At 70.1% G+C, this 21463-nt stretch carries 18 protein-coding genes; 8 read left to right on the top strand and 10 right to left on the bottom strand.

The genetic code is table 11. The annotated features are described in order from the left end of the window. Positions 1 to 2: 2 nt before the first annotated feature. Entirely contained in the window at positions 3 to 1013 is a 1011-nt protein-coding gene (gene sbnB, locus BM249_RS13940; RefSeq protein WP_091972732.1) for a 2,3-diaminopropionate biosynthesis protein SbnB, read from the bottom strand. Between the two features lie 28 nt (positions 1014 to 1041). Next, entirely contained in the window at positions 1042 to 2040 is a 999-nt protein-coding gene (sbnA, locus tag BM249_RS13935) for a 2,3-diaminopropionate biosynthesis protein SbnA (protein WP_091972730.1), read from the bottom strand. 624 nt (positions 2041 to 2664) lie between these two features. On the opposite strand from sbnA, the gene BM249_RS13930 reads away from it, so the two are divergent. Continuing rightward, positions 2665 to 4827 carry a TonB-dependent receptor gene (locus BM249_RS13930; RefSeq protein WP_091972728.1) on the top strand — a complete coding sequence of 721 codons (2163 nt, stop codon included), beginning with the start codon at positions 2665 to 2667 and terminating at the stop codon, positions 4825 to 4827. Between the two features lie 174 nt (positions 4828 to 5001). After that, positions 5002 to 5343 carry a hypothetical protein gene (locus BM249_RS13925; protein WP_091972725.1) on the top strand — a complete coding sequence of 114 codons (342 nt, stop codon included), beginning with the start codon at positions 5002 to 5004 and terminating at the stop codon, positions 5341 to 5343. A gap of 22 nt (positions 5344 to 5365) precedes the next feature. Here the strand turns inward: BM249_RS13925 and BM249_RS21745 are convergent, their stop codons facing one another. The 8 genes from BM249_RS21745 to BM249_RS13890 all read right to left on the bottom strand — a co-directional run bounded on the left by BM249_RS21745 (position 5366) and on the right by BM249_RS13890 (position 13591). Beyond that, positions 5366 to 5539 carry a ribosome modulation factor gene (locus BM249_RS21745; protein ID WP_177232417.1) on the bottom strand — a complete coding sequence of 58 codons (174 nt, stop codon included), beginning with the start codon at positions 5537 to 5539 and terminating at the stop codon, positions 5366 to 5368. A gap of 109 nt (positions 5540 to 5648) precedes the next feature. Next, positions 5649 to 6125 carry a dUTP diphosphatase gene (gene dut, locus BM249_RS13920; protein WP_091972799.1) on the bottom strand — a complete coding sequence of 159 codons (477 nt, stop codon included), beginning with the start codon at positions 6123 to 6125 and terminating at the stop codon, positions 5649 to 5651. Continuing rightward, positions 6125 to 7033 carry an HpcH/HpaI aldolase/citrate lyase family protein gene (locus tag BM249_RS13915; protein ID WP_091972724.1) on the bottom strand — a complete coding sequence of 303 codons (909 nt, stop codon included), beginning with the start codon at positions 7031 to 7033 and terminating at the stop codon, positions 6125 to 6127. Before BM249_RS13915 ends, dut begins: the two co-directional genes overlap by 1 nt. A gap of 78 nt (positions 7034 to 7111) precedes the next feature. Continuing rightward, positions 7112 to 7567, bottom strand: a complete 456-nt coding sequence (locus BM249_RS13910; RefSeq protein WP_143103770.1) for a phage holin family protein — start codon at positions 7565 to 7567, stop codon at positions 7112 to 7114. A gap of 108 nt (positions 7568 to 7675) precedes the next feature. Then, positions 7676 to 9211: a GGDEF domain-containing protein gene (locus BM249_RS13905; RefSeq protein ID WP_091972720.1), complete on the bottom strand. Its 1536-nt coding sequence runs from the start codon at positions 9209 to 9211 to the stop codon at positions 7676 to 7678. A 421-nt stretch (positions 9212 to 9632) separates the two neighbouring features. After that, a complete protein-coding gene (locus BM249_RS13900) occupies positions 9633 to 11255 on the bottom strand; it encodes a DEAD/DEAH box helicase (protein ID WP_091972718.1) in 1623 nt (540 codons plus the stop codon). Between the two features lie 78 nt (positions 11256 to 11333). Next, complete coding sequence (gene pucL / locus BM249_RS13895) at positions 11334 to 12173, bottom strand: factor-independent urate hydroxylase (RefSeq protein ID WP_091972716.1); 840 nt, start codon at positions 12171 to 12173, stop codon at positions 11334 to 11336. A 35-nt stretch (positions 12174 to 12208) separates the two neighbouring features. Continuing rightward, positions 12209 to 13591, bottom strand: a complete 1383-nt coding sequence (locus BM249_RS13890) for a nucleobase:cation symporter-2 family protein (protein ID WP_091972714.1) — start codon at positions 13589 to 13591, stop codon at positions 12209 to 12211. A 327-nt stretch (positions 13592 to 13918) separates the two neighbouring features. Here BM249_RS13890 and uraD point away from each other — a divergent pair, with 327 nt between their 5' ends. From uraD to BM249_RS13860, 6 genes are all read left to right on the top strand, one after another. Next, on the top strand, positions 13919 to 14803 hold the full coding sequence (gene uraD / locus BM249_RS13885) for a 2-oxo-4-hydroxy-4-carboxy-5-ureidoimidazoline decarboxylase (protein WP_091972712.1): 885 nt from the start codon (positions 13919 to 13921) through the stop codon (positions 14801 to 14803). Positions 14804 to 15125: 322 nt separating this feature from the next. After that, positions 15126 to 16127, top strand: a complete 1002-nt coding sequence (locus BM249_RS13880) for a hypothetical protein (RefSeq protein ID WP_091972710.1) — start codon at positions 15126 to 15128, stop codon at positions 16125 to 16127. A gap of 44 nt (positions 16128 to 16171) precedes the next feature. Further along, positions 16172 to 17536 (top strand): 8-oxoguanine deaminase, encoded by a 1365-nt coding sequence (locus BM249_RS13875; RefSeq protein ID WP_091972708.1) that lies wholly within the window; start codon positions 16172 to 16174, stop codon positions 17534 to 17536. After that, positions 17536 to 19131, top strand: a complete 1596-nt coding sequence (locus tag BM249_RS13870; protein ID WP_177232416.1) for an ABC transporter ATP-binding protein — start codon at positions 17536 to 17538, stop codon at positions 19129 to 19131. Before BM249_RS13875 ends, BM249_RS13870 begins: the two co-directional genes overlap by 1 nt. Positions 19132 to 19311: 180 nt before the next feature. After that, positions 19312 to 20418 carry an ABC transporter permease gene (locus BM249_RS13865; protein ID WP_091972706.1) on the top strand — a complete coding sequence of 369 codons (1107 nt, stop codon included), beginning with the start codon at positions 19312 to 19314 and terminating at the stop codon, positions 20416 to 20418. 34 nt (positions 20419 to 20452) lie between these two features. Then, positions 20453 to 21379, top strand: a complete 927-nt coding sequence (locus tag BM249_RS13860) for an ABC transporter permease (RefSeq protein WP_091972704.1) — start codon at positions 20453 to 20455, stop codon at positions 21377 to 21379. The last annotated feature ends 84 nt before the right edge of the window (positions 21380 to 21463 follow it).

Below are 21463 nucleotides of genomic sequence, written 5' to 3'. Positions count from 1 at the left end.
CCCTAGAACAGCGGCAGCACGGTGCCGGCGTCAGCCGCCTCCGCGCGGGCCAGGATGGCGCGGGCGCAGGCGATGTCGTCGATGGCCATGCCCATGGGGTTGAGCAGGATGATCTCGTCGTCGTTCTCGCGGCCGGCTTTTCGGCCGACGATGATCTCGCCGAGTTCGGCATGGAGGCGCTCCCGCGAGAACTCCCCCGCCTCGACCAGGAGATTGATGATCTTCTTCTCGCGGTTCGACTGGTCCCAGTCGTCGACCACCACCTTGTCGGCCTTCAGGAACACGTCGCGCTCGACATCCATGATCGAGACGTTGGCGAGCAGCGTGCCGCGGGCGAGCCAGGCGAAGGGCAGATAGGGCGTGTCCGTCACCGTGCAGGTGATGACCACGGGGGCGTCGCGCACGGCCGCCTCGGCGCTCGGCGCCAGGCAGACGGCGAGGTGCGGGAACCGGTCGCGCAGGTGGGCGGACAGATCCTCGGCGGCTTCCGGGCGCAGGTCGAACAGGGTCAGGCGCCGGCAGGTCGGGAATTGCTCCGCCAGCATCGCGGCCTGATGCGCGCCGATGGGGCCGCAGCCGAGGATGGTGGCGTCGGAGAACCCTTCCCGGGCGAGGTGCCGGATGGCGAGCCCGGCCACGGCGGCGGTGCGCATGGCGCTGACGAGGCCGGCTTCCATGACGGCGACGGGGTAGTTGGTCTCGGGATCGTTGAGGACGATCACGGCGCTCGCCCGCGCCAGGCCGCGCGCCGCCGGATTGTCGTGCTTCGAGCCGATCCATTTCAGGCCCGCCATGGGCCGGTCGCCGCCGATCCAGGCCGGCATGGCGATGATGCGGTCGGCGATGTGGTTCGTGCGCGGGCTGCGCAGATAGGGCTTCAACGGCTGCACGAAATCGCCGGTGGCGTGCAGGCGAAAGCCCGCCTCGACGGCCTCCATGTAGAAGTCGGAGTGGTCGCCGCCGAGGCCGGCGATGTCGGAGCGTGAGAGGTAGCGCAGGGTCGCGGCTGTCATGGGATTGTCCGGTGTTGAGGGGGGGGTGTCAGGCGGCGGCGCGTCGGGCGAGGCGGCGGTAGGAGGCCGCGAACGGGCGGGTGATGCGGCGCTCGGGCGCGGGCCAGCCCTCGGCGTAGACGGTGTCGAGGTAGCGCTCGCCCCGGTCCGGCAGCAGCGTGACGATGCGCGAGCCAGCGGGCAGATTCGGGATCAGCTTTCCGATGGCCGCCACCACGGTGCCGGAGGAGCCGCCGGCCAAAATTCCCTGCGTCGCCACGAGGCGGCGGCACGCGAGGGTCGATTCCCAATCCGTCGCGGTGATCACCGCATCGACCTCGGGCAGGGACAGTTGCTCGGGCACCCGGCTCGCGCCGATGCCGGGAATGTCGCGGGCGCCGCCCTTGGCCCCGAAGATCACCGAGCCCTCGATGTCGACGGCGACGACCTCGATCCCCGGCCAGCGCTCGCGCAGGCGGCGGGCCAGCCCCATCAGGGTGCCGCAGGTGCTCACCGCCGCCACGACGTGGGTCGGGGCCACGGGCATCTCGCGGACGATCTCGGCGCCGAGTCCGTGGTAATGCGCCCGCCAATTGTCGGGATTGGCGTATTGGTTGAGCCAGACCGCGCCCGGCAGGGTCTCGACGAGTTCGGCCACGCGGCGGACGCGCGTCTGCAGGTAGCCGCCTTGCGCATCGGTGCGGGTCACCATGTCGATGCGGCCGCCGAACACCTCGATGAGGTGGCGGTTGGCCGGGGCGATCTTGGGGTCCACCACGGCGGTGAAGGGCAGGCCGTGGCGATTGCAGATCATCGCGAGGGCCACCGCGAGGTTGCCCGACGAACTCTCCACGAGGTGGCTGCCCGGCCCGATCCGGCCGGAGGCGAGGGCCTGTTCGACCATGTGGCTCGCCGTGCGGTCCTTCACGCTGCCGCCGATATTCAGCATCTCCAGCTTGGCGAAGACCGGAACGATCTCGGGCGGGAACAGGCGGTCGAGGGACACCAGGGGGGTCTGTCCGACGGGTGGTCCGGCATTCGGCTTCATCGCTGCGGCTCCCTTTCTGATCGGGTTTGGGGCGCGGCGGCGGACGAAATCCCTGTCGTCCCGCTTCGCGCCGTGTCGATGCCGGGACTGAATGAGAACATGCACGCGACTTGGCAAGTCGATCATCGGTCAAAATACAAAATTCTAAGCTTCTTGAATTGTAAGACTTCAAATCTTGCTCGCGAACCATTTAGAACGACACTAAGAAATGGAAATTTTTACTCCCGTGAATCCATCACGTCTGGCGCGGCCGAACCGCTCTACGCCCTCGCGTGGCCAACGGATCGAGGTGAGCTCGGAAAATCGGCTCGGGGATCAGACTGCGATCATTGACCGTGCATTGCCAGATCATCCTAGGAAATATCCAGTCGAACCAGACTGTCTGGAATTATTATAACTTGTTTTTGTAACAATCCCGCAACAACAAGCGGGAGAACAACCACTTTTCTTCGACTTCTACCTTGAGATTCAGCAAAGCTTGGCCGATGAAACACGCGAAGGCAGAGCCCCTGTGGGCTCGCCGTCCGTTCGCGATCCCGTCGGGATTGCGACATGTCGCGTCGTTACCGGAGTATCCCGATGTCAGTGGTGGAGAGGACAGGCCGTTCACGCATTCGGCGCCGCATGAAGCGTCGCTCGACAGCCGGCTTCGTGGCGGTCGCCCTGGCGGCCGGCCCCGGGACCCTCCAGGCCCAGGAATCGGTGCGCCTCGACGAACTGTCGGTCCAGGGCAGCGGCGGCGGACGCGGCAATGGCGGCCCCAACGCCGTCGTCGGCCCGCCGCCCCCGCCCTACGCGGGCGGCACCGTGGCCTCGGGCTCCCGCCTCGGCTTCCTCGGCAATCGCAACGTCTTCGACCAGCCGTTCAGCTCGACGAGCTACACGGAGAAGCTCATCCGCGACCAGCAGGCCCGCAACGTGCAGGACGTGGTCAACAACGACCCCTCCATCCGCACCAACGTGCCGGCCTTCTCCGGCATCCTCGGCTTCTTCATCCGGGGCTTTCCGGTCTTCGCCCAGGATATGGGCTTCAACGGTCTGTTCGGCGTGGCCGACGCCTTCAACCCCGCCATCGAGCCCATCGAGCGCGTCGAGGTGCTGCGCGGCCCCTCGACCCTGCTCTCGGGCATCCCGCCCTTCGGCAACATCGGCGGCGTGATCAACCTGATTCCGAAGCGCGCGGGCGACGAGCCCCTGAACCGCTTCACCATCGGGTATTCGTCCAACGCCCAGATCTACAAGGCCGTCGATGTCAGCCGGCGCTTCGGCGACGACAAGGAATGGGGCATCCGCTTCAACGGGGCGCTGAACAACGGCAACACCCCCATCGACAATCAGAGCCTGCATTTCGGCGTCGCGGCGCTCGCCCTCGACTATCGCGGCGAGCGCCTGCGGGCGAGCGCGGATCTCGGCTATCAGGAACTCGACTTCGTCTCGCCCCTGCGCAACCGCTCGGTGCTGTCGGGCTTCGCGATTCCCCGCGCGCCGGATCTCAGCCTGAACCAGCAGCAGCCGTGGGAGTACCGGACGAGTTCGAACAAGTCGGCCGCCTTCCGGGTCGAGTACGACCTCAACGAGAACCTGACCGCCTACGCGGCCTATGGGCGGGCGAACTTCCGGCAGGAATATTTCGGCGGGGTGCTGCAGATCTTCAACGCGCGGGGCGACTACCGCGACCCGATCTCGTTCATTCCGTTCCGCATTCCCAACGAGACGGCGGAAGCGGGCCTGCGCGGCACCGTCGAGACCGGGCCGGTCAAGCACAGCTTCGGCCTCGCGGCGGTGGGATTCTGGCAGGATCTCTCGCAGCCGGCGGGCGTCCCCGTCGGGCCGACCATCGTGTCGAACCTCTACGACCCGACGTATGTCGCGCCGCGCTCGCCCGCCGCCCTGTCGCGCCTGACGCCGACGACGTCGAAGCGGATCAACCGCAGCGTCGCCATCGCCGACACCCTGTCGTTCTTCGACGATCGGGTGCTCCTCACCCTCGGCGGCCGCTGGCAGGAGATCGACGTGAAGTCGATCAGCCCCACCACGGGCTTGCGCACGGGTTCGAGCGAGAGCGGCGCGTTCTCGCCGGGCTTCGGCCTCGTGGTGAAGCCCCTCGAACACCTCTCGCTCTATGCCAACTACATCGAGGGCCTGACCTCGCCGGCCCCGCCGGTGAACGCCCGCAACGCCAACGAGGCCTTCCCGGCCTTCGTGTCGCGCCAGACGGAAATCGGCGCCAAGTACGATTTCGGCAGCGTGGGTGTCGGCTTCGCGGCCTTCCGCATCGAGCAGCCCTTCGGCTTCACCGATCCGCGCACCCTCGTGTTCTCCGTGGACGGGCGCCAGCGCAACGACGGCGTCGAACTCACCGTGTTCGGCGAGCCGACGCCCGGCGTCCGGGTCCTCGGCGGCGTCAGCTTCCTCGATGGCGTACAGACCGCGGCGCAACTCGCCGCGAACGTCGGCAAGGTCGCCATCGGCGTGCCGAGCGTGCAGCTCAACCTCTACGGCGAGGTCGATCTGCCGCCCTCGTTCCTGCCGGGCCTCAGCCTCACGGGCCGGGTGATCTACACGAGCTCGCAATATTACGACCTCGCCAACACCCAGAAGATTCCCGACTGGGCGACCCTCGACCTCGGCGTGCGCTACGCCACGACCTTCAACGACCGGCCCCTGACCCTGCGGGCCAACGTCGTAAACGTGACGGGCAACAACTACTGGGCCAGCACCGGGCGCGGCGTCCTCAGCCAGGGCACGCCCCGCACGGTTCTCGTCTCGGCCACGGTGGATTTCTGATCCGGGCCGGGCAGACCCGCCGATCCGTCGCGAGGGGGGCGCCCCATCGCGACGGGCTTCGTCACCGCGTCGCCCTTCCGCCAACGCATGGAGCGCCCGCGAGCCCCCTCACGATGGCGGGGCCGGGGCGCGACGCGCTTGTCAGGGATCGGCCGAATCGGCGATATCGAGCCCATGCGAATCCCGGCGCGACTGGTTCTGATTCTGGCGCTCTGCGTCCCCTCCGGCGCGGCGATGGCCGGTGCCGATGTGCCGGCCCTGGAACGGGCCTGGACGTCGTGCGTCCGCACGGCGTTCGCCGAGCAACCGTCCTTCCAGGGCAAGGCGGGCTCGCAACGCAACGCCCTCGATGCCTGCAAGGAGCACGAGGACGCCTACGTCGCCGCCCTCATGGCCGAGCGCGGCACGGGGCGACGCGACCGAACGATCACCGCGCGGGCTCGCGAGTGGGCGGCCTCCATGGCCGCCTACGTGGTCGACCCGGTCTCGTCCTGGATCGCGATGCTGAGGCGCTGAGGCGGCTCCGCGCGCCTGGCGTTCAGCCGTCGGATTCCACGGGATCGATGTTCTGCTCCGGCTCGTCGGCGGTGTAACCCTCGAGCCAGTCGGCGCTGTTCTGCGAGCCCGCCGGATAGGGGTTCGCCTCGTCCGATCGGCCGGCGCGCTTGGCGGCGAGACCCTCTTCCATCACCTTCTGCGAAACGAATGCCATGGTCCTCTCCATGCCGGATGGTGTTGCCGGAATGAAACTTGGGCGGGGGCGATTGGCTCCCGCAGCGGTGGCATGTTTCGCGGCGGCCTGAGCCTGCGTCGGCGAAAGCCTATCGCACGCCCGTCGAGCCGAAGCCGCCGGCGCCGCGCCCGGACGCCTCCAGGGTGTCGACGATCGCGAAGGCCGGCCGGGCGACGCGGGTGAAGACGAGCTGGGCGATGCGGTCGCCCGGTGTCACCACGAGGGCCGGCCCCGTGGGGTTGCGGTTCCAGGCCGAGATCATGAGCGGGCCGGTATAGTCGGCGTCGATCACCCCGACACCGTTGCCGAGGACGAGGCCGTCGCGGTGACCGAGCCCCGAACGCGGATAGACCAGGGCACACCAGGCGGGGTCGCGGATCGCCAGGGCGAAGCCCGCCGGTATCAGCACGGCGGCTCCCTGGGGCGGCAGGGTCAGGGGCGCGTCGAGGCAGGCATGGAGGTCGAGGCCGGCGGCCCCGTCCGAACCCCAGCGGGGAAACCCCCAGCCGGCGAGGCGGGGATCGAGGAGACGCAGGTCGACGGCGAGTTCGGGGACGGCCTGGATCACGCGGTCGCCGACGCGATGGGTTCACCCATCGCCGCGATGGCGTCCGCCATGGCGACGAGGCGGGTGGCCTCGACGGCGTGCAGGCGCTCGATCATCCGCCCGTTGAAATCGACGACGCCGCGCCGGGCGTTCGCCGGATCGGAAAAGACCGCGATGATGGCACGGGCCTCGGCGACGGCCTCCGGCGTCGGGCCGAACACCCGGTTGGCGGCCTCGATCTGCCCCGGATGGATGAGCATCTTGCCGTCGAAACCGCAATCGCGGCCCTGCTCGCACTCGGCGAGGAACCCGGCCTCGTCGCGGAACGCGTTGTAGATGCCGTCGATGCAATCGATCTCGTAGGCGCGGGCGGCGGCGAGGACGTTCATCAGCCACGGCATCAGGGCCGGGCGCCCCGGCACGCCGAGGCGGACCCGGCTCGCCTTGGCGAGGTCGTTGGGGCCGACGATGAGGCAGGCCAAACGCGTGTCGACGTCGCGGGCCGATTGCGCGATGTCGGTGATGTGCAGGAGCGCCATGGGGCTCTCGATCATCGCCCAGACGCGGGTGCGCTCGGGCGCGCCGAGGCGGCGCAGGCGGCTGCCCACCGTCACGAGGACATCGGAGCCCGTGACCTTCGGGACCAGGATGGCGTCGGCTCCGGCGGGTGCGATGGCGGCGAGATCCGCTTCGCCCCATGGGGTGTCGAGGGGATTGACCCGGATCACCACCTCGCGCCGACCGAACCGCCTCTCCGCCACCGCCTGCGCGACGGCGCGGCGCGCCTCGTTCTTCGCCTCGGGCGCCACGGCATCCTCGAGGTCGATCATCACCACGTCGGTGGGGAGGCTCGCGGCCTTCTCCAGGGCACGGGCGTTCGAGCCCGGCATGGAGAGCACGCTGCGGCGGGGGCGAATCTCGGTCATGGCGGTGATCCCGTCACGCGAATCGTCGCGTCGGCGGGAGCGGTAGCGTTCCCCGAGCGACGATTCAAGGGACCGAGCTCAGGCGCGCGGGCGGGTCGCCATGCGGGCATCCTCGGCGATCTGGCGCTCGAACCGGCGCGGCAGGAGGTTCTTGCGGGCCATGCGGCGCAGGCCGAATACCGTGAGGGCGAGGGCGACGGCGGCGAACGGCCCGCCGACCACGACGGCCCCGGCGATGTCCGACCCCAGCAGCGCGCCGATGCCCTTCACGAGGAACACCACGAACAACATCATGGCGGCGAGCACGAGGAGCACGGCCGTGCCCAGGATCGTGACGAGGCGCAGGATCGCCCGGATGTTGCCGTCGGTCTCCCGGCGCAGGAGTTCGAACTCGGCACTCAGGAGGTCGGCGGCGTTGCGCACGCTGTCCCCGAACAGCCCGGCGAGCCCCTTGGTCGCTCCCTTGGTCGCCGCCTCGGCGGCGCCGGCCGAAGCGCCTCGGGCCGAGGGGGTGGGGGCCGACGGATCGCGCATGATGTCCTCGCTCGCGGCCCGAAACGGGCCGAACGATGGAACCGTGGCCGGGCGCGGGTGTTCCCGGCCATCGCGACGCTTCACGGATCGTCCAGGCCCGGCGGGCGGTCAGGTCGCCGTCGGAAGCTCCGCGTCGGCGTCTTCCACCCGGTTCCGCCCGGTCGCCTTGGCGACGTAGAGGGCCGCATCGGCCCGGGCGAGCAGGGTCTCGACGGAATGCGGACGGGCCGCGTCGCAGGTGGCCAGGCCGAAGCTCGCCGTCAAGCCGGAGAGGGCCGGCAGCGTTCCAGCCGCCGTCTCCACCTCTGGCAGGGCGAGGGCCGCCACGCTCAGGCGCAGCCGTTCGGCCACCGCGCGGGCTTCGGCCGCCCCCGCATCGGGCAACAGGACGGCGAACTCTTCGCCGCCGAGCCGGCCCAGGATGGGAAAATCCTCGCTGCCGAGGCGGCTCACGAGATCGTCGTCGCGCAATCCGGCCAGCAGGGTGGCCGAGACCGCGACCAGCACCCGGTCGCCCTGGGCATGGCCGAAGCGGTCGTTGATCCGCTTGAAGTGGTCGATGTCGATCATCAGCACCGCCGCCGGCCGCCCCGCCGCGATCCGGTCGGCCAGCATCGCGGTCGCGCCTTCGAGGAAGGCCCCGCGCCGCAGCATCCCGGTGAGGTGGTCGTGGCGGGCCATGTGGTCGAGTTGGCGCAGGAGGTCGTTGCGCGCGGCGTTGACGACGGCCACGGCCATCGGCCCGAGGGCCACCAGGGCGATGCCAAGGCGCGCCGACTGGACGGCGTCGATGGACAGGAGGTTGGATTCCGGGAGCCGCATGACCCCGATGGCGATGAAATACAGTTGCGCGATGCTGAGCAGCGCCGTCAGCACCAGGGTCGGAAACACCGGGTAGCTCAGGGCGCACCAGATCAGTGCCGGCACCGGCAGGGCCAGCACCCCCGGCCCACCGAGGGCGAGGGCGCCGGCCAGGGACAAAGCGAGGGAGAGACCCGGCAGGAGATCAGTCCAAGGCCATTCCCCCAGGGCCCGGCCTCGCGCCAGCAGTCCGCGCAGGGTCCCTCCCCGGGGCGCGGCGAGGATCAGCGGCGTTAGGATGATGAAGGTGGCAAGCTCGCCGTTGAACCAGTCGATCAGTCCGCTGAGCAGGCTATGCCCGAACAGCACCGGACTGGCGGAGCCGCCGATCACCGCTTGCACCACGACGCCGACGAAGCACACGACCAGCACGCGCAGCATGGCGCGGGGCTGATCGAGGCGGCGCAGGGCGACGGGCAGGATGCGGCGAGCGACAAGGTAGCCCGTCACGACGCCCGCGAGATTGCCGGCATTCAACCAAGCCGCCCGGAGCCAGCCGCTGCCCGACCAGAGATCAGCCGCCAGATAGGCGGCCGATGCCCCGAGCCAACCGGCCGCGCTGGCGCGTTCGGGATGCCGGAGGAGCATGCCGAGCAGCACGGCATCCGCCGGCCAGAACAGGGCGAGCGGTCCGAGCAGCCGGGACGTCACCACCGACAGCAGGACGCAGGGCAGCACGATCGCCGCCGTCCAGCCGGCATCGGCGAAGGCGCGCCGCACTCGCCCCATCCGGAAGGCGGCGGACTCGGACACGGCGATGGCGAGCGTGGGCGGAGCGGTCATGAAGGGTCGTCGGTTGCGGGCGTTCCGGTGCCGGAGCACACGGTATGCCGTCTTCGTCCACGTCGAACAGAGACGCAACCTATATCAAGAATAAAGAAACAAGGATGCAACGGAAGGGCTTAAACCCGCAAAAAAACTTATAGAACAAATATTTCTCATCCCAAAAACCAACAGACCCCGGGCCTCCAAAACACCTCCAATTCCGCCAGCGATCCCGCGCAATATAGCCAGCACAATAATTGCAAAAATATTCGCTCGATTGCCAGAAGGATTCCGCGCCGGATCGGAGCCGGCATCCATTTCGGCCGAAGCGCCCCTAGGGCATCGATCCAGACGGAGGCTTCAGCCGTGTCTGGGAAAAGTGATGCAAAAACAAAAGCCCAGTGCTCTGGCGCATGAACGAAGTGATTGCGTCACAGCACTAACCCACCCCGTCGAGCCGTCGCGTATCGACGAAGGTCCGTCCGTCCGCGAAACGATAACTCACGCTCTCGGACAGGCGGCCATTGGCCCGGATGAGGATCGCGTCCGGGCGGGTGAGGTCGCCGGCCCGGTCGAGGGCTTCGGTGACGTTCATGGGCACGTCGCGTCCGCCACCGAGCTGGCGCCACCACTGCACCGCCTTCTCGCGCGGATAGCCGGTCTGCTCCAGGTCGAGCCGGACCCGGTGGATGAACCCCTCCCCGAGGCGGAACAGGATTTCGAGGCAGGCGGCATGACGGGCGAGTTGCCAGCCGCGCACCTCGCGCCACACCGGCACGGCCCGCGACAGGATCGGATGCTCGTCGTCGGCCGCCGCCTCATGGCCCGGCCCGTCGTCGGCCTCGTCCTCGGGCTCGACCCAGCAGGCCTCGCAGGTGCTCGCATTGAGGGCGATGAGGGCACCGCAGCCGGGGCAGGCCTTGGCGCGGATCTCGCCCTCGCGGCCCTTGACGAGCGCCGCGCTGCGGGCGGTGACGATGTCGACGGGGCCGTGCATCCGCACCAAGCCGGCGTAATCGAGGATGAGGGCGTCGGTCTTGCCCGGTGCCGTGCGCAAGGCCCGTCCGACCTGCTGGACGTAGAGCCCCGTGCTCTGGGTCGGCCGCAGGAGGGCGATGAGATCGACGCGCGGCACGTTGAACCCCGTCGCGAGCACGCCCACGGAGGTGAGGCAGCGCACCCGGCCGGCGCGGAAGTCGCGCACGATGCGGTCGCGCTCGCGCTTGCCCGTCTCGCCCGTGACCATCTCGCAGGTCACCCCGTGCCCCCGCACGGCGTCGCGCACGGCCTCCGCGTGGGCGACCCCGGCGCAGAAGGCGAGCCAGGCCCGGCGGTCGCGGCCGTAGCCGGCCATCTCCTCGACGGCCGCGCGGGTGATCCAGTCCTGGTTCACCGCCGCCTCGAGGGCGCTCGGGATGTAGTCGCCGCCGCGCTTGCCTACCCCGGACACATCCAGCGCCGTGGCCGTCGCCTTGCAGATCAGGGGCGCGAGGTAGCCCTGGTGGATGAGGTCGCCGACATTGGCCTCGTAGACGATGCGCTCGAACAAGCGGCCCGCGCCCTCGTCGAGGCGGCCGCTGTCGAGGCGGTAGGGCGTCGCCGTGAGGCCGACGACGCGCAAATCCGGCCGGGCGGCCCGCAGGGCGGCGAGGAAGCGCCCGTAGCGGGTCTCCGAGGCACGGGGGATGAGATGGGCCTCGTCCACCACCACGAGGTCGAAGGCGCCGATGGCATCGAGTCGGTTCCACACCGACTGGATGCCGCAGAACAGCACCTGCGTGGCCGTCTCGCGGCGATTGAGGCCCGCCGAGTAGATGCCGGCCGGGGCTTCGGGCCAGGTGGCGAGGAGTTCGCGGTGGTTCTGGGCGATGAGTTCGCGGGTGTGGGTGACGACGGCGATCCGCGCGGTGGGATCGCGCAGAATCGTCTCCCGCACCAGGGCGGCGATGACGAAGGCCTTGCCGGCCCCCGTGGGCAGGACGATGAGGCCGTCGCCTGTGTCGCTGCGCCAGGAGGCGTAAAGGGCATCGAGGCTGGCGCGCTGGTAGGGTCTGAGCTCCATCGCCGGCTCTCTACGGCGGTTCACCCGGATGCGGAACACCGGGCGGCGATGGGTCGCCGTCGCGGGGGCGCCGCCGGGTCAGCCCCGGCCGATGGTGGCCTCGATCTGCCCATGGGGCTCGTCGGTGGGCAGGAACACCGTGCCGGAATTGTCGAGGCCGAACGGCGCGAGGTCGAGGGGGATGTAGTGCTTGTTCGGCATGGCGAAGCCGATCTCGGCGATCTCGGGGATCGCCGCCAGCACGGCCTCGCCCATCCGGTACATGCTGTCCTGCACGCTGTGCGAATAGGTGGCGCCGAACACCTCCAGCAGGATGGCGAGCACCCGGGCGTTGGCGGCGTCGTGATCCGCCGGATCGTCCCCCCAGGTCCAGGTCGCGTCCATGGCGGTCGCGGCGATGCGGTCGCGGGTATCCGGCAGGGTGCGGTAGCCATCGTCGACAAAATCGGACCAGCCCGATTGCGTCGTCTTCATGAGGGTGAAGCCGCGCAGGCCCGATTGCCGCACCGCGCCGTCCCGGCGCGCCGCCAGCCGGACGTATCCCATGCCGTTGCCGTCCAGGGTGAAGACGTGGCCGTGCGGTTCGCCCGCGATGGCGTGGCGCAGCCAGCGCGTCTCCTCGCCCTCGATCTCGATGGCCTCGACCTGCGGATAGGTGTCGAGGAAGGTGCGGGCGATGGCTTCGACATAGGCCTCCTTGTCGAGGGACAGATTCCTTCCCGCCACCACGTTGCAGATGTTCTTGACGCTGTCGGTGGCGATGCAGGCCCGGTTGTCGCCCGAGGTCCAAGCGGCGTCGAAGGCGCCGGTCAGGAGGACGGTCAGGGTCATCTCGCGCGGCGTGTGGTGGTCACCGTCGCGGGTGAGGCGCATCACCCGGACGCGGGCCTTGCCGTATCGCGATGAGATCAGGGGCATTCTCGACTCCGGAGTGATGGGAAACGGGGCGGGCCTCAGTGAGCGTCCGCCGTTCGGGATTGGTGCAGGGCCGCGTCGCGGGCCTGTGCCGCGCTGCCGAGCCCATTGAAGAACAGGTTGAGCAGCACCGCCGCGATCGCCGCGAGCAGGATGCCGGATTCCAGCAGCGGGTGCAGCGCGTGCGGCATCTGCTTGAAGAAGGCCGGGGCCACGAGGGGGATCATCCCCAAGCCCACCGCCACGGCGACGATGAACAGGTTGTTGCGGTTGCCCGCGTAATCGACGGCGCCGAGGATGCGCACGCCCGTCGCCCCGACCATGCCGAACATCACGAGGCCGGCGCCGCCGAGCACGCAGGGCGGCACCGCCTCGACGAGGGCGGCGAGCTTCGGGATCAGCCCGAGCCCCAGCATGATGGCGCCGCCCACCATGGTGACGCGCCGCGAGCGCACGCCGGTGACGCCCACGAGACCGACATTCTGCGAGAACGAGGTGTACGGGAAGGTGTTGAAGACGCCGCCGATGAGGGTGCCGAGGCCGTCGGCGCGCAGCCCCCGGCTCAGCCGGGCCTCGTCGACGGGATCGGCCGTGATGGCGGACAGCGCCAGGAACATCCCCAACGATTCGATCATCACCACGATCATCACGATGCACAGGGTGGTGGCCGAGACGAGGTCGAAGCGGGGCCAGCCGAAATGGAACGGCCGCACCACGTCGAACCAGGGGGCCGCCGCGACCTTGCTCACATCCACGAGTCCGAAGGCAGCAGCGGCGAGCATGCCCAGCACGATGCCGATGAGCACCGAGGCCGAGGCGACGAAGCCGGTGGTGAAACGGGTCAGCGCGAGGATCGCCACGAGCACGAAGGCCGCGAGGCCGAGGTTGAGCGGGGCGCCGTAGGCGGGGCTGCCGAGGCCGCCCGCCGCCCAGTTCACCCCGACCCGCATCAGCGAGATTCCGATCACCAGGATGATGGTGCCGGTGACGACGGGCGGGAACAGCGGCAGCAGCCGCCCGACGAGGGGTGCCACGAGGAGGCCGAACACGCCGGCGACGATCACCGAGCCGTAGATCGTCGCGAGGCCGAGATCCGGATTGGCGCCGATGGCGATCATCGGCGTGACGGAGGCGAAGGTCACGCCCATCATCACCGGCATACGGATGCCGATGCCGGGCAGGCCCCAGCTCTGGATCAGGGTGGCGATGCCGCAGGCGAACAGGTCGGCGCTGACGAGGAGCGCGATCTCCTCCGGCGAAAGCTTCAGGGCGCGCCCGACGATGAGCGGCACGGCCACCGCGCCCGCATACATCACCAGCACGTGCTGGAAACCGAGGAGACCGAGGGAGAGCGGGCGCAGCCGCTCCGCATCGGGCGGCGCCGCTTCCTGCGCCCGCGTAGCCGTTGCCCGCCGTTCCATGCCGTCCCCCGTCCTCAGGCCCGGACCCCGCCCGCCCGGCTTGGACCGAAGTCGCGCAAGGCGTGTGCCAGCAAGTTCAGACGGCTGAGGGCGGGGGGTGCCGCTTGGCTGAGCAGAACCGGCTCGGTCGATGGGAGATCGGAGAACCGTGCGCGCCTCGGCGGCGGTGCGATGCCGAGGCGGCAGCACCGGGCCTCGGACGACATGGTTTCGGGGCGGGGGCCGCCGAAGGGGTGGCCCTCCCGAAACCCGGTTCGAAAAGATGGCCCGGCCTCTGCTAGCGTTGAGAAGCCCGCCGATGGGCGCGATTTCGCGCAAGAGCAGACGATGACCGTGAACCTGTCCGCCCTCAACGCCGCGTCGCCGGCGGCGTTCGTCGCCACCCTCGGGGCGGTGTTCGAGCACGCGCCCTGGGTCGCCGAGGGCGCCGCCGCGGGCCGTCCCTACGCCACGGTCACGGCCCTGTTTTCGGCCATGCGCGCCATCGTGGAGGGCGCCGACGACGCGCGGCGCCTCGCCCTGCTCACGGGACATCCCGAGCTCGCCGGGCGGGCGGCACGGGCCGGCCGGATCGCCGCCGCCTCCATCGCCGAGCAGGCGGCGGCCGGTCTCGACCGCCTGTCGGAGGCCGAGATCGCCCGCTTCGAAGCCCTCAACGCCGCCTATCGAGACAAATTCGGCCTGCCGTTCATCCTCTGCGTCAAGCGACACGGCCGCGCGTCCCTGCTGGCCACCTTCGAAAAACGCCTCGACTCGACATTCGCGGTCGAACGGCGGACCGCCGAGGCGGAAGTCCTGCGCATCGCCGCGATCCGCCTCGACGCCCTGGTCAGCGGAGACGGCCCGCTGGAGACCACGGGCCGGGTCTCGACCCATGTCCTCGACACCCGCCTCGGACGTCCCGCCGCCGGCGTGGCGGTGGATCTGTTCGAGATCGTGTCGGCGACGGAAGCCGCCCTCGTCGCCCGCGCGGTCACCAACGCGGACGGGCGCACGGACACGCCCCTGATCCACGGGCGCCCGGTGCCGATGGCGACCTACGAATTGCGGGTCGGGCTGGGCGACTACCATCGCGGCCTCGGCCTCGACCTGCCGGAGCCGCCGTTCCTCGACGTCGTGCCCCTGCGCTTCGGCGTCGCCGAGCCGGAGGGCCACTATCACGTCCCCCTGGTGGCGACGCCGTGGAGCTATCAGACCTATCGCGGCAGCTGAGCCGCTTCCGCGCGCACGGCGCGACCACGCCGAGCGCATTTCGGCATCGCGTCCAGGCCATGCGCAGCTTGGGCAGCCGCCGGGCAAAACCATGCCGGTTGCGCCGCCAAGCCCGGCGCGACCGGAAGACTCGGCCCGGGGCTCCACCGTGCCCGGGCGGGGCGCTTGGGCCGGTTCAACACCCTTTATGCCCCGCCCGAGCCGACTTGTGTGGCATCGCAGTACCATGAGCGGCCACGCAGACCCTAAAAGGGCGCCTCACATCCGTATTGGCACCGGCATTGCTGTGACCGGACCGAAAGCGCGATTGTGGAGAAGAAGAATGCTGGTTCGGGGGTTCGCGGCGATCGTACTGTCCTGCGGCATGTTCGGTGCGGCTTGCGCGGCGGATCTCGGGCCGGAGCGGGCGAAGGCGCCGCTGGAGACGACGGTGAAGGAAGTGCCGTTCTTCCTCTTCGCCGACACCCAGGTGAGCTATCGCTATCAATTTCCCACGGTCACGCCCGGCATCCAGATCCAGCGGCCGGACGGCAGCTTCCGCAGCCGTGAGGCGCCCAAGCACATCCTCAACATCTCGCATGCCGATGCCTGGGCCTACGGCACCAACTTCTTCTCCCTCGACATCCTGAAATCCGGCTCGCAATTCCCCGCCGGCACCACCAACGCGCCCGGCGGCATCCCGGTCTTCCAGGATTACGGCAACACCGAAGCCTACGGCCTCTATCGCGGCACCCTGAGCCTGAACGCGCTCACGGGCACCAAGGCCTTCACGGTGCCGGGGATCGTCAAGGAAGTCTCCCTCGCCTTCGGCTTCGACGCCAATTCGCAGAACGACGCCTTCGGCTCGAAGAAGCGCGATGTCGTCGGCGGCCTGAACTTCGCCTTCGACGTTCCGGCCGGCTTCCTCAACCTGTCGGTCCACGCCTACAAGGAATGGAACCGCAACGGCTTCAACGTCGGCCCCGACCGGGACCAGAGCTTCAACACCGTCCCCGAATTCGAGATCGTCTACAGCCTGCCCTTGAGCTTCACCGGCCTGCCGCTGACGCTCGCGGGCTTCAACAACATCGTCCTGCCCAAAGGGCGCGGCATCAGCGACAATCCGGGCGCCTACGCCTTCAACCCGCCGCGCGGGGTCGAATTCCTGTCCCGCACCAACCTCGTCCTCGATCTCGGCAAGCTCGTTTACGATCAGCCGAACCGGGTCGATGTCTTCATCGGCTTCCAATATTGGCTGAACAAGTTCGGCAACGTGGAAACCCGCACCTTCAAGGGCACCGAAGAGAAGAGCTTCCTGGCCGGCGTCGCCTTCCACGTCTTCTAGAGACGTGCCGCGACCGCCGTGAAACCCGCTCCCGAGGACGCCGCATGACAGCCTCCCCCGCCCCGCTCCGCCGTTTGTGGATCCGCGATCCCCTGGCGATCCTCGCCGACGGGGCCGGCGGCGGCCTCGTGGTCGAGGGCAGCCGCATCGTCGAGACGGTGCCCTCCGGCGCTAGGCCGGTCACGCCCCTGCACGAGACCTTCGACGCGTCGCGCCACGTGGTGATCCCGGGCCTCGTCAACACCCACCACCACTTCTTCCAGACCCTGACCCGCGCCCATCCCGTCGCCCTCGACAAGCCGCTGTTCCCCTGGCTCAAGGCCCTGTCCACGATCTGGCCGAGGCTGAATCCGGAGGCGTTCCGGATGGCGACGCGCCTCGCCTACACGGAGCTGCTGCTCTCGGGCTGCACCACGGCGGGGGACCACCACTACCTGTTCCCGAAAGGGCTCGAAGCCTCCGTCGACATCCAGGTCGAGGAGGCGCGGGCGCTCGGCATCCGCGCCTTCGTCACCCGCGGCTCCATGAGCCTGTCGGAGAAGGATGGCGGTCTTCCGCCCGAGGCCCTGGTGCAGGACGACGACACGATTCTCGCCGACAGCGAGCGGGTGCTCGGGCTGTTCCACGACCCCGCGCCCGGCGCCATGGTGCAGATCGGACTGGCGCCCTGCTCCCCGTTCAACGTCACCAAGCGCCTCATGCGCGAGAGCGCGGTGCTCGCCGAGCGCCACGATTGCCGCCTGCACACCCATCTCGGCGAGACCCTCGACGAGAACGCCTATTGCCTCGACGCCTTCGGGCAGCGCCCGGTGGATTACCTCGAAGAGGTCGGCTGGATGGGGCCGCGCGCCTGGGTCGCCCACGGCATCCATTTCGACGACGGCGAGGTGAAGCGCCTGGGGGCCGCCGGCGTCGGCATCTGCCACTGCCCGACCTCCAACATGGTGCTGGCGTCCGGCCATTGCCGCACCTGCGAGCTCGAAGCGGCGGGCTCGCCCGTCGGCCTCGGCGTCGACGGCTCGGCCTCCAACGACAATTCCAACCTCATCGAGGGCGTGCGCCACGCCCTCATGCTCTCGCGCCTCACCTACGGGGCCGAGGCCGTCACGCATCGCGATGCCCTGCGCTGGGCCACGGAGGGCTCGGCCCGCTGCCTCGGCCGCTCCGATATCGGCCGCATCGAGGCCGGTCGCGAGGCGGATCTCGCCCTGTTCACCCTCAACGAACTCCGCTTCTCCGGCGCGCACGATCCCCTCGCCGCCCTGGTCCTGTGCGGGGCGCACCGGGCCGACCGGGTGATGGTCGCGGGCGCCTGGCGCGTCCTCGACGGCCATCCCCTGGGGATCGAGACCGGGCGTTTGCGCGAGGAGCACACCCGCCTCGCCCATGCACTGTTCGGAACCGCCTGATGGACGCCACCGTCGCACACGCTCCGCGCGGGGGGCCGACGCCGCTGTTCGGCGCCTACGGCATCGTCAAGCGCTTCGGCGCTTTCACCGCCAATGACGGCATCGACCTCGAGATTCGGGCCGGCGAGGTCCACGCCCTCCTGGGCGAGAACGGGGCCGGCAAATCGACCCTGATGAAGATCCTGTACGGCCTGCTGGAGCCGACGGAGGGCGTGGTCACCCATCGGGGCGACATCGTGCGCCTCGCCAACCCCGATGCCGCCCGGGCGCTGGGCATCGGCATGGTGTTCCAGCACTTCTCGCTCTGCGAGAACCTGACGGTGGCCGAGAACATCGCCCTGGTGATGCCGCCGGCCTTGAGGGGGCGCGCCCTGACGGAGCGGATCGCCGGTCTCGGCCGCGATTACGGCCTGCACCTCGATCCGGCGCGGCCGGTCTGGTCGCTGTCGGCCGGCGAGCGCCAGCGCATCGAGATCGTGCGCTGCCTGCTGCAGGACCCGAAGCTCGTGATCCTCGACGAGCCGACCTCGGTGCTGACGCCGGGCGAGGCGGAGGCCCTGTTCACGGTGCTGGAGCGCCTGCGCGACGAGGGCCGGGCGCTCCTCTACATCTCGCACCGCCTCGACGAGGTCCGCCGCCTCTGCACCCGCGCCACGATCCTGCGCGGCGGCCGGGTCGTCGGCACCTGCGATCCGCAGGCCGAGACCGCCCGCTCGCTGGCCGCCCTCATGGTCGGCACCCAGGTGCGCGAGGTGCGGCCGAAGGCGAACCGGCCCAGGAGCGCCGACCGCCTCGTGGTCGATCACCTCACCCTGCCGGCGCCGGGCCTGCACGCCACGCCCCTGCGCGACCTCTCCCTCACTGTCGCGGAGGGCGAGATTCTCGGCATCGCCGGCATCGCCGGCAACGGGCAGGCGGAGCTGTTCGACGCCCTGTCGGGCGAGCGCCGCGCCCCGAATCCGGAGGCCGTGCGCCTCGACGGCCGGCCCGCCGGCACCCTCGGCATCAATGCCCGCCGCCGCCTCGGCGCCGCCTTCGTGCCGGAGGAACGCAACGGCCACGCCGCCGCGCCGGGCATGAGCCTCTCGGAGAACGCCCTGCTCTCGCGCCACGCCACCGCTCCGTTGAGCCGCTTCGGCCTGCTGCGCCTCGGGGCGGCGCGGGACCTCGCCCGGCGGATCATCGAGGCGTTCGACGTGCGCAAGGCCGGCCCCGACCCCGCCGCCGGCACGCTTTCCGGCGGCAACCTGCAAAAATTCGTGGTGGGACGCGAGATCCTCGCCGAGCCCGGCATCCTCGTCATCAACCAACCCACCTGGGGCGTCGATGCGGCGGCGGCCGCCCATATCCGGCAGGCGGTGCTCGATCTCGCCGGGCGCGGCTGCGCCGTCCTGGTCATCAGCCAGGACCTCGACGAGCTGTTCGAGGTCGCCGATTCCATCGCGGTCCTGCATGCCGGCGCCCTGTCGTCGCCGGTGCCGACGAGCCAGACGAGCCGCGCCGCCGTGGGGCTGCTCATGGGCGGGGCCGGCGAAGCGGAGGCCCATGCTCCCATCGCCGCCGCACCGGCCGACGCCCTGGCGGCCGTGTCTTGAGCCGGCTATCGGCCCCGGCCTTTTCCGGCGGGCGAAGCCCACAATCCCGGACCGATCCTCTCCCCGGCTGCTCCATGCAATCTGTCACGGACGCGGGTCCCCTCTCTTCCGGGAGAGGGCGCCGGTCGCGCCCATCGACACCGAGCGCAGCAACCGGAAACGGACTGAAAGGAGCGCGCCATGCGCCTTGATCTCCTCCCCCGCGCCCGGCCCTCGCCGTGGCTCGACCTGCTGTCGCCGGCCCTCGCCTTCCTCGCGGCGGTGCTCATCGGCGGTGTGGCGGTGGCGGCGCTGGGCGTCTCGCCGGTCCAGGCCTTCGTCACCTATTTCGTCGCGCCCCTGAGCGAACTCTGGTCGATCCAGGAAGTGGCCCTGAAGGCCGCGCCCTTGGCGCTCATCGCGACGGGCCTCGCCTTCTGCTACCGCGCCAACCTATGGAACATCGGCGCCGAGGGGCAATTCGTCGTCGGCGGCCTCGCGGGCGGCTGCGTCGCCATCGCGACCCAGGGTAGCCAAGGTTTTGGTAGCCAGGGCTTCACCGGCTGGATCCTGCCCGCGATGCTCGCCGCCGGCACCCTCGCCGGCATCGCGTTCGCGATGATCCCGGCTTTGCTGCGGGTGAAGCTCGGCGTCTCGGAGATCCTGACGAGCCTCATGCTCGTCTACGTCGCGCAGTTGCTGCTCGACTACATGGTGCGCGGCCCCTTACGCGATCCGAACGGCTTCAATTTCCCCCAGAGCGTGAGTTTCGACGACGCGGCCCGGCTGCCGGCCCTGTTCGAAGGCGAGTCGCTCCATGCCGGCGTCCCCATCGCCCTCTTCGGCATCGGGCTCGGCGCCCTCGTGCTGGCCCGCACCCTGTTCGGCTTCGAGGTCCGGGCCGTCGGCGCGAGCCCACGGGCGGCGGGCTTCGCCGGCTTCTCCGATGCGCGCCTGACGCTCGGCGTCTTCGCCATCTCCGGCGGAGCCGCCGGCCTCGCCGGCATCTGCGAGGTCGCGGGCCGGATCGGCCAGCTCCAGCCGGAGATCTCCCCCGGCTACGGATTCACCGCCATCATCGTCGCGTTCCTCGGCCGCCTCAGCCCGCCCGGCATTCTTCTCGCGGCCCTCGTCATCGCCCTGACGACCATCGGCGGAGAGGGCGCGCAGATCGACCTGAAACTCCCCCTCGACCTGACCCGCGCCTTCCAGGGCCTGCTCCTCGGTCTCGTGCTCGGGGCCGACGTCCTCACCCGCTACCACGTTCGCCTCGTGCCCGGCGGCCCGGCCGCCAAGGCGGCGTCGTGAGCCTTTCACCGCGCGCCGGCCGGAGGGCCGCCCCATGAGTTTCGACATCGTCCAGATGGTCCTCGTCACGGTGCTGACGGCGGCCACCCCCCTGATCCTCGCGGCCATCGGCGAACTCGTGGCCGAGCGGGCCGGCGTGCTCAACCTCGGCGTCGAGGGCATGATGGTGCTCGGCGCCGCCATGGGATTCGCCGTGGCGACGCAGACCGGCTCGACCCTGCTGGGCGCCTGCGGCGGCGTCGGTGCCGGCCTGCTCCTCGCCGCCCTGTTCGGCCTGCTCACCGTGGGGTTGGCGGCCAATCAGGTCGCCTCGGGCCTGGCCCTGACCATCTTAGGGCTCGGTCTCTCCGGCCTCGTCGGCGCCGGCTATGTCGGGATGAAGCGCGATCCGGCGCCGCATCTCCATCTGCCGGTCTTGAGCGACCTGCCGGTCGTCGGTCCCCTGCTGTTCGGACACGATGCCTTCGTGTACGCGGCGGCGTTTCTGGTGGCCGGGGTGTGGTGGTTCCTGTGGCGCAGCCGCGCCGGCCTCAGCCTTCGGGCCATCGGCGACGACCACACGGCGACCCACGCCCTCGGGCTGAAGGTACGCAAGGTCCGTTTCCTCGCCGTGCTGTTCGGGGGCGCCTGTGCCGGGCTCGCGGGGGCCTATCTGTCGCTCGCCTACACGCCGTTCTGGTCCCCCGGCATGACCGCCGGGCGCGGCTGGATCGCCCTCGCCCTCGTGGTCTTCGCCTCCTGGCAACCCGTGCGGGTCGCCGCCGGCGCGCTGCTGTTCGGCGGCGCCACCGTGCTCCAGCTCCATGCCCAGGCGGCGGGGCTCGGCCTGCCGGGGCAGTTGCTCTCGGCGGTGCCCTACCTCGCCACCATCCTGGCCCTCGTCGCCCTGTCCCTCGGCCGACGCCAGGGCGGCTCGTCGGCCCCCGCCGCCCTCGGGCGGGTCTTCGCGCCGAGCCGGTGACCCCGGCCCTGGCCCTGGTCTTGCTGTCATTCCACCTCGGCACGACGCCGACAACACGACGAACACCTTCCGTCGACAAGGGGC

The organism is Methylobacterium gossipiicola, from assembly GCF_900113485.1.
Classification (GTDB): Bacteria; Pseudomonadota; Alphaproteobacteria; order Rhizobiales; family Beijerinckiaceae; genus Methylobacterium; species Methylobacterium gossipiicola.
The sequence above is the reverse complement of the archived record's forward strand: the minus strand, read 5'-3'. Positions and strand labels throughout refer to the sequence as shown.